This window comes from Roseomonas sp. TAS13 (assembly GCF_001950415.1).
GTDB classification, from domain to species: Bacteria; Pseudomonadota; Alphaproteobacteria; order Acetobacterales; family Acetobacteraceae; genus Roseomonas; species Roseomonas mucosa.
The window spans coordinates 1-7,541 of record NZ_BDLP01000220.1 but is presented as its reverse complement, the minus strand read 5'-3'; the positions used below and the strand labels follow the sequence as shown (position 1 = coordinate 7,541).

The window sequence follows — 7,541 nt, the reverse complement described above, 5'->3', positions numbered from 1 at the left end:
ACCGCAGAACCTTCCGGACCACCTTTCGCGAAATCCCGAGCTCACGACAGATCGCCTTGATCGACTTGCCCTGCACCCGGTGCAGGCGCCGGATCTTTGCCACTGTCTCCACGACCAGCATCCCAGCACTGGCTCCCGATCATCCCGGAAACCACTGTGAACCCCGCCGTCAGTGGGGTCCCGTTTGGACGCCGATCACCCCTCCAACAGGGTTCCTATTCCATGCCGATCCACAGCCTGGCTGCTTAATGCCCGCTTTCCAAGATCAAGCCCCAGGATGTTCACCGTGCCTCCGGGTGCCGCCACCCAGTTCGATAGTATGATGCGCCCTTGAGTGTTCTAATCGACGGCCCCGGAGAGCTTGGCGAGGTCAGCCTAGGCCTGCTTCTCCGCCCCCTCCTTTCGCTCGCTGTAACGGTCGGTCAGGTACGTGGAGACATCCCACGTCAGCAGGGTGAACTTCACCAGTTCCTCCATGACATCCACGAGGCGGCCGTAGAGCGGCCCCGGCAGCATGCGGCCCGTCCTCGTCGAACTGCTCGTACGCCTTGGGCACGGAGGACTGGTTGGGGATGATGACCATCCGCACCCAGCGGCCCAGCAGGCGCAGCGTGTTCACCGCGTTGAAGCTCTGGCTGCCGCCGGAGACCTGCATCACCGCCAGCGTGCGCCCCTGCGTCGGCCGGACGCCGCGGCTTTCCAGCGGCAGCCAGTCGATCTGGTTCTTGAGGATGCCGGTGACGGCGCCGTGTCGCTCCGGGCTGCACCAGACCTGGCCTTCGGACCACAACGAGAGGTCCCGGAGCTCGGTGACCTTGGAATGGTCGCCGGGCACGCTGGTTGCGTGTCGGGACTTTGCGGATAGGCTGGCGAGTTAAATCGGTCTGGTCAGAGTGCCCCCGTCGCGCTCCTTTGCCGGGACCGGCCATCTACCAAGACGGTTGGTACGGGGAGTCAGACGGGCAGCTCGGCCTGCGGCCCGGCTGCTCGCTCATAGCGGTAGCGGTAAGTTTTGGCGCGGCCGCTGCCAATTTGCTCGGTGACCCATGACGTCAGGCCACCGGCGCGGACCATGTCGTCCAGCGCCTGCCTCGCCTCCTCCCTGAGCTTCACCCTCTGCCGAGTAGTCAACTCGGCGTAGTCCTTGCCTGCGAGCGTCGCCAGGGTCTCAATGCCAATCCACGAGTGGGCGGGCTGGGAGTCGATGTAAGGCCACCAGCAGCGGGCGTAGTCGCTGGCCAGCCGGAAGTATGTGTCCGCATCCACCGAGACGAGGTGCCGCTCTTCAAGCGTCCGGCGGACCCACTCGCCATATTCCACGGTCAGCTTGGCATCCAGCGTGGCGCCGTCCCACTCAATCCGTCCTATAAGGGCGTCCGACCACCCGGCGCCCGCGAGCCGCCCCCGGGCCGACGCCGCCTGGTAGTCCTCGTAGCTCCCCCGGAAGACCCGAATGGTCGTGGTCCGCAGCTCTTCCAGGATGCGGAGCGCGACCAAGAGGTTGTTCACGTGGCTGGTCAGGCCGCTGGCCGCGAGCAACTCCCGCCAACTCGTTTCCGTCCTGCAGAAGACGAACTTCTCTCCCAGGACGGTGACGGCTTCGACGCGGCGCGCCCGCAGCCGAAAGCAGGCCATCAGCATATCGCGGTGACGGGTGCCGAGCTCCCTGCCCCGCACTTCGACCACCGAATGCGGCGGGACGACGTAGACCCTCGAGAAGTCAGCGTCAGAACTCAAGTTTTGCTGCCGAGGGACGAAGGCGCTGGTGCGGGCCAAGCGGGACGGCATGACGGACGGTGCCCTCCGGCCGCGCCGGTTCTTGAGGGTGCGCTCCAACCTCTCCAAGCGGCGCCGCTCCACCTCGCTCAGCGCCTGCGGCCCGCCCTGCACCATGTTCGCCCCTATTTTGACCCCGCCATTCCCGGGGTCGGCACGGTAGCGCGACGGACGCTGCCTGTGAGCCCAGAAAATGACCTCGCCATTCCCGAGTTTTCCACAAAATTGTGGACGGCCCTAAGGGGCAGGTGAATCGCAGGGTCACTACCGGGAATCGCGGGGACACTACCCCCTCGCAAGCTCATGATTCTGTAAACGAATTTTCCTATTAGACTTATATAATTAGACTCTTCTTAGACGCCGTCCTGTGGACAACATCGCCGCCGGAGTTCCCGCCGCCACGCCAGCCCCAGCGCCACCATCCCCACCAAGCTGCCCAGCGTGGCCGAAGTAGGCAGTAAGGAGGACGACGGAGCGAGCGGCGAGGGCAAGCACTGCCGCGACCGGCAAGCCCAAGAAACAAAGGAAGACGGGTTCGAGAAGGGAACGGATCCAGCGCATGCAGCATTCTGGCAGCGGCACCAAAGGCGGCTCCAAAGGCCATTTTGACCCTGCGATTCCTGGCAATGTGCGGCGCATACCGTTGAAACCAGACAACACAGCGGCCGACGTCCCTGCAGCACGAGGACAACACCATGCTCCTTCCTCTCGCGCCGCCTGCTGGTCGTAGGCCACAAATCCGGTGCGCTCGTCCACCCTGCCAGCCCGCTCGGACCTCATGACACTTCCTACGCGGGCAGCACCGGGCTGAACCCGCCAGCTTCGGCAGCCACGCAGCAGAGACGCAGGCCGTGGCTGTCCTGGACCCCATGGAAGACGGCGAGGTGCCTCCAATGGCCGAGGAGACGGTCTGCCTGCCGCTCGGCGGGTCCGTCTGGGTAGTACGGCGGCCGGGGAACCGCTGGGCCATGACCCGCGCCGAGACGACTGCGCGCGAGCTCGCCTTCGGTGACGACCGTGCGGACGTCTACGGCCCCCAGCCGAGGCGTCGGCACGCGAATTGAGGCGAAGTCCAGGATTTGGTCAGGCCGGACGAGAGCGGCTACTGCGGAAGCGCCATCGAGAAGCGAGCCCGGGCCTACGCCACCTGGGCGTCCGCCAAGACGCCGCCCCGCTGCCGCTCGTCCCGCCGCGCTCGTTCCCGGCCACCCCTACGGGCGCGTTCCGGCTGGTCTACTCCGGGCGCCTACCCCGCGACCTCAGCTCGATGCCGGACCGTGGCGCGCTCCACGAAGCACTGCGACGCATGGGAGTGCCGGTCTGACGGCTCCGGAAAAGTGTTACACGGCTCCCGGCAGGTATTACCCGGGTGAGGAAAGGTGTTTGTCGATTGGGGAGTAACGGGGGGAGCACATGGTGCGACCCCCGCTGTCGTTTTCAGCGCATACCTCGTTGACCGCTTTCGACACGCCGCCCTACAACCCCTGCCGCCCAGCAGGAGGAAGGCGCTGTGGGAGCGACCCCCGTCTACCATCCACCCCCCAGCGAAAACTGGGACCCCAGCGCCAGCTACCCGCCTGACGTGGTTAAGGCCGAGTTCGGACGCCGTCTCCAGGCTGCCATGCTCGCGCGGGGGTGGTCGCAGTCGGAGCTGGCACGGCGGGCGGGGATTGGGCGTGACTCGATCTCGGTCTACATCCGGGCCCGCAGCATGCCCGGTCCTGGCCACCTGAACGCGCTGGCCAAGGCCCTCGGCACCACGGCGGAGGAGCTGATGCCGGGGCTCTCCGCGCAGACGACCGCCCGCATCTACAGCCAGACATCCGACCACCCCGGCGCGCCCCTCGCGCTGCGGATGCTCGAGGACGGCAGCTGCTGGCTGTCAGTCAATCAAAACGTTGACTTCGGAACCGCAGTCAAGATCATCGAACTCCTGAAGCCTGCCGTGAAATCAGAGCCTTAGGCTCGGGAACATGCCGTTGGTTTACGGCATCTCGCCGTTACCTAACCGCTAGGTCGCCGGTATCCCACCCGCACTATGCCGGTGACCTGCGGGCGCTCGCCGCACCCGTTGCAGCGCAGCCGCTCGGCGCTGCACCAGAGCGTCGTGGACGGAGGGATCCGTAGAACCCGCTCCAAGCGGTCGAGCGACAGGTAGCCCGTGCGGCCGCAGCCACCCCGGACCTGCAACGCGTGGCCACGGCAGTACCACAGAGGCGCCGTTGGGCTTGGCTCGCCATCGAGGCGGTGTGTCCCGATAGGGGAACACTACGGGAACATGGCCGAGGGTTGCCATCGCAGGGTGGACGGCGCCCGTTGGAGCGTCTAGGTAGCGGCTAGCTAGAGGCGATCAAGCGGGGACATAGCCGATGATAGTGGTCGCCTTCGTCAGCCAGAAAGGCGGGGTCGGCAAGAGCACCCTGGCCCGCGCCCTCGCGGTCGAGGCGGCGCGCGGTGGCCTGAGTGTCCACATCGCGGACTTGGACGTGAACCAGGGCAGCCAGATCGACTGGCACCGGGACCGGCTGGCGGCCGGGCTCTCTCCCTCGCCGACCGCACAGCTCTACTCGAACCTGTCCGACGCCCTGAAGCGCACGAATGGCGCCGACATGTTGGTGCTGGACGGCCCCGCGCGAGCCGACAAGGACACGGTCGCGCTTGCCAAGGCTGCCGACCTCGCCGTGCTCCCGGCCGGGGCGAGCCTGGACGACCTGCGGCCGGTAGTCCGCGTGGCCCACTCGCTCGCCAAGGCGGGCATCCCGGTCGAGCGCATCGTCTGCGCGCTGACCAGGATCAGCACAGAGGCCGAGGCCGAGGCGGCGCGGGCGTTCATCGCCGAGGCCGGGTATCGCGTCGCCGCCGGATACCTGCCCGAACGCGCCAGCTACCGCGTCGCCCAGAACGGTGGCCGCGCGGTCACCGAGGCCGCGGCGCCCACCCTGAGGAGCGCGGCCGACACCGTGGTCCAGTCCCTGATCGACGCCATCCCGGAGTAGACCCGTGGCCGACATCTCAAAGCTGAAGCGCCGTCTGCCGACCCCTCCGCCGCCGACGGAGGGGGCGCTCGGCATCGAGCGGCAGCCCGACCCTGTTCCAGCGCCCGAGGCACCGGCACCAGCTCCAGCGGCGCCGCCGATACTCGACGGCCGTTCGCTGCGGGCGACCGGGCGGACCCTGCAGCTCAACGTCAAGGTATCGACGCCGACCAAGGAGACCATCCTACGGATTGCCAAGGAGCGCGGCCTGCTGGTCGCCGAGGTCATCGAGCAAGCGGTCGAAGCTCTGGAGAGGGAAGGGGGAAGATGACCGCTAGAAAGCGGCTAGGTCGCTGGTAGCCCGATGATGAGCGGCTCGGGTGCGGTGTGGCAGCCGCACGAAATCACCTTTGAGTGGATCCCGGACCTGACGGCGCATCCCTTTGTAACCATTATCGCTCACACCCCCATCGGCGACCTCTACTTGATGGGGGACTATGAGGAGGATGGCCATAAGGTGACGATGCGCGGCTGCCACATCAATGGCGGCCCCGGCGTTCACTCGAAATCCGTTGGGCAGGCGAATCTGCGGGCAGTCGCGCAGAAAGCCCTCTATATGTTGGGGCGTTATGAACTCGAAATCCATGGAAGCACTCGCACGTCTGGGGCCCGCCCGGGTCATGTCCCGAAACCCTTCCGGTTTCGCCGGTGAGGCGTGGATGCAGCCCATCAAGGGCGCCGAGCTCCGGACCGTGAACGCCGCCATGGCCTTGGCCCGGCGGGGGGCGAGCATGCGCGAGGCCCGCGACGCCATGGACCGCATGCTGCAGGCCGGAAAGGCCAGCATCGCCCTCTCCAGGATCGAGGACGGCAGCGCCCTGTCCTTGGAGCTGCGCGACTGCGGCATCGTGGCGATCGTCCAGCGGGTGCCCTCCGCTACCCCGAAGCGGTCTGCCCGGCGCCAGGAGCAGGGCTACGAGGAGATGGGATAGCGGTCACCTAGCCGCTTCCTGGCCAGTTCCCCACCCTCAGAGAGGGCCGATGTCGAGGCGGAAGTGATCGGGGCTGGGGCGCGCCCGTAGCAGTTCTACAGGCTGCTCGCGCCCTGCCACCCACCGGGTTACCTCGGCAATGTCGGCGTCACTGGTGTTCGCGCCGAAGATGACCCCATCGAGGGCTCGAGGTTCGTAGGTCACGAGGCCAGGGTCACCGGCTGGGTCAACGGGGCCGCCGGGATGGCTCAGCACCCGCCACTCCTCCTCGTAAGCCCAGAAGTCAGCCTTGCTCAGGAAGGTCTTGTCCACGATGGCGTCGGCGTCATCGAGCACGGGGTTCAAGACGGGCCGCTCCGCGCGGTAGGTCACGCGCTGCGCGGCTCGGAACGGGAAAGCCCATGAGGCGCCGCTGAAGCGAAGGCATATGCCGGTGTGCGACGCCGCGTAATGCGACCACATCAGCACATGGTCGGGCCGGGTGGACAGCGAGCAGAACCCCGCCGAGTTCACCGTCGCCGCCGTAAGACGCCGCATCTCCGCAATGAGTTGGGGGGAGTTCTGCTGGCGCGCCGGATCGCGGCGTATCGCCGCGAGCTGCACCCGCACTGCGTGCCGCCCCATGGCGGGCGCCTTCTCCCGGAACAGCCGGTGCAGGAACTTCCGAAAGACCGGGGCAGGGGCCGCCAGGCTGTAGCCGGGGGCGCAGTCGAAGGGGTCGTTCACGTCGGCGGCCCTGGCGAACCAAACCGCGTTGTCGGCGATGATCCGCCGCGTCCGGTCCCGCACGGATCCATCGCCAGAGCCCTCAAGAGACCGGTACTTGTAGAAGTGGGGCGGCTCCTCGGCCGCCGTCACGCGGCTGCTCTTGGCTGCCAGCGGCCGAGCCGTAGCAGGGCGCGCCGCACCGCCGTCGGCGTCCACCTGCCGCCGCGCGGTGTCGCCACTCCGGCCTCGTCTAGCCCCTCCGCCAGCGAGGCGAGGGTGGCTCTGCCCTCGTCGCGCAGCCGCTCGATTTCCGGCAAGACCAACCACGCGTGCCGGGTCGCGGCCTCAGCCAGCGCCGCCCGGGCGGCCGCGCTGTCGTCCGGGGCAGGGCGCCATCCCCGGTCCCCGCCGAGCCGCGTGCCCCTCGCCTTGGCGGCCGCCAAGGCATCTTTGGTCCGCTGGGAGATCATGCTGCGCTCGTGCTCGGCGACGGCCGCCAGCACGTGGATGGTCAGCCGGTTGGCCTCGGGCATGTCAGCCGCGACGAAGGGGACGTCGCTCTCCATCAGGGAGCTGATGAGGCTCACCCGGCGAGCGAGGCGATCGAGCTTGGCCACGAGGAGGGTGGCCCTGCGGCGCCGACACAGCGCCACGGCGGCGTCGAGCTGCGGGCGGCGGACCGCCCCTCCGCTCTCGACCTCGGTGTGCTCGCCGACGAGCCGGTCGCTCGGCCTCAGGAAGGAGGAGACGGCGGCGCGCTGCGCCTCGAGGCCGAGGCCGCTGCGGCCCTGCTGGTCGGTGCTGACCCGGTAGTAGGCGACGTAGTCGGTCACGGGGCTACCCAGGCAGCGGCTGCCGCCTCGGCGTCCACCCGCGCTTCCCAACGATGGGCGCAGTGACCGCGCCGGGCGGCCGGGTCGTTCCACCCGGGCGGCTTCAGGTCCTCGCGGCAGATACACCGCCAGCCCTCGCTGTCGGGGACGATGTCGAGCCGGAGCATCCGGCCCGTTCCGTCGGCCGGGAACAGGGTCGCGGTCTCGGCGCCCTCGGCGCCGTAGCCGGTCCAGTCGCCTCGTGTGCCCGGGACCGC

9 protein-coding genes and 2 pseudogenes are annotated in these 7,541 nt (G+C 68.1%); 5 read left to right on the top strand and 6 right to left on the bottom strand.

All coding sequences use genetic code 11. The features are described from left to right. The 3 genes and pseudogenes from ROTAS13_RS28155 to ROTAS13_RS15960 all read right to left on the bottom strand — a co-directional run. Positions 1-121: pseudogene (locus tag ROTAS13_RS28155) on the bottom strand (helix-turn-helix domain-containing protein); the annotation flags it as partial. A gap of 254 nt (positions 122-375) precedes the next feature. Next, positions 376-826, bottom strand: a pseudogene (locus ROTAS13_RS15965) (NAD(P)H-dependent oxidoreductase); the annotation flags it as partial. A 128-nt stretch (positions 827-954) separates the two neighbouring features. Further along, complete coding sequence (locus ROTAS13_RS15960; RefSeq protein WP_075822821.1) at positions 955-1,893, bottom strand: hypothetical protein; 939 nt, start codon at positions 1,891-1,893, stop codon at positions 955-957. Positions 1,894-3,286: 1,393 nt separating this feature from the next. On the opposite strand from ROTAS13_RS15960, the gene ROTAS13_RS15950 reads away from it, so the two are divergent. The 5 genes from ROTAS13_RS15950 to ROTAS13_RS15930 all read left to right on the top strand — a co-directional run bounded on the left by ROTAS13_RS15950 (position 3,287) and on the right by ROTAS13_RS15930 (position 5,743). After that, positions 3,287-3,739, top strand: a complete 453-nt coding sequence (locus ROTAS13_RS15950) for a helix-turn-helix domain-containing protein (RefSeq protein ID WP_075822819.1) — start codon at positions 3,287-3,289, stop codon at positions 3,737-3,739. 406 nt (positions 3,740-4,145) lie between these two features. Next, positions 4,146-4,772 carry a ParA family protein gene (locus ROTAS13_RS15945; RefSeq protein ID WP_075822818.1) on the top strand — a complete coding sequence of 209 codons (627 nt, stop codon included), beginning with the start codon at positions 4,146-4,148 and terminating at the stop codon, positions 4,770-4,772. Between the two features lie 4 nt (positions 4,773-4,776). Next, positions 4,777-5,082 carry a hypothetical protein gene (locus ROTAS13_RS26395; protein ID WP_075822817.1) on the top strand — a complete coding sequence of 102 codons (306 nt, stop codon included), beginning with the start codon at positions 4,777-4,779 and terminating at the stop codon, positions 5,080-5,082. A gap of 33 nt (positions 5,083-5,115) precedes the next feature. Then, positions 5,116-5,463, top strand: a complete 348-nt coding sequence (locus ROTAS13_RS15935) for a hypothetical protein (protein ID WP_075822816.1) — start codon at positions 5,116-5,118, stop codon at positions 5,461-5,463. 7 nt (positions 5,464-5,470) lie between these two features. Beyond that, entirely contained in the window at positions 5,471-5,743 is a 273-nt protein-coding gene (locus tag ROTAS13_RS15930) for a hypothetical protein (RefSeq protein ID WP_075822815.1), read from the top strand. 36 nt (positions 5,744-5,779) lie between these two features. Here ROTAS13_RS15930 and ROTAS13_RS15925 read toward each other — a convergent pair whose 3' ends face one another. From ROTAS13_RS15925 to ROTAS13_RS27815, 3 genes are all read right to left on the bottom strand, one after another. After that, positions 5,780-6,601, bottom strand: a complete 822-nt coding sequence (locus ROTAS13_RS15925; RefSeq protein ID WP_075822814.1) for a DUF2971 domain-containing protein — start codon at positions 6,599-6,601, stop codon at positions 5,780-5,782. Then, positions 6,598-7,284: a recombinase family protein gene (locus ROTAS13_RS15920; protein ID WP_075822813.1), complete on the bottom strand. Its 687-nt coding sequence runs from the start codon at positions 7,282-7,284 to the stop codon at positions 6,598-6,600. The genes ROTAS13_RS15925 and ROTAS13_RS15920 overlap by 4 nt, the downstream gene beginning before the upstream one ends. After that, a partial coding sequence (locus ROTAS13_RS27815) for a hypothetical protein (RefSeq protein WP_216348661.1) occupies positions 7,281-7,541 on the bottom strand: 261 nt, incomplete at its 5' end. The genes ROTAS13_RS15920 and ROTAS13_RS27815, both read right to left, overlap by 4 nt.

Excerpts from the sequence above, each read along its gene's own strand:
- ROTAS13_RS15945 (WP_075822818.1), top strand. The coding sequence starts at position 4,146 with ATGATAGTGGTCGCCTTCGTCAGCCAGAAAGGCGGGGTCGGCAAGAGC.
- ROTAS13_RS15935 (WP_075822816.1), top strand. The coding sequence starts at position 5,116 with ATGATGAGCGGCTCGGGTGCGGTGTGGCAGCCGCACGAAATCACCTTT.
- ROTAS13_RS15960 (WP_075822821.1), bottom strand. The coding sequence starts at position 1,893 with ATGGTGCAGGGCGGGCCGCAGGCGCTGAGCGAGGTGGAGCGGCGCCGC.
- ROTAS13_RS15930 (WP_075822815.1), top strand. The coding sequence starts at position 5,471 with ATGCAGCCCATCAAGGGCGCCGAGCTCCGGACCGTGAACGCCGCCATG.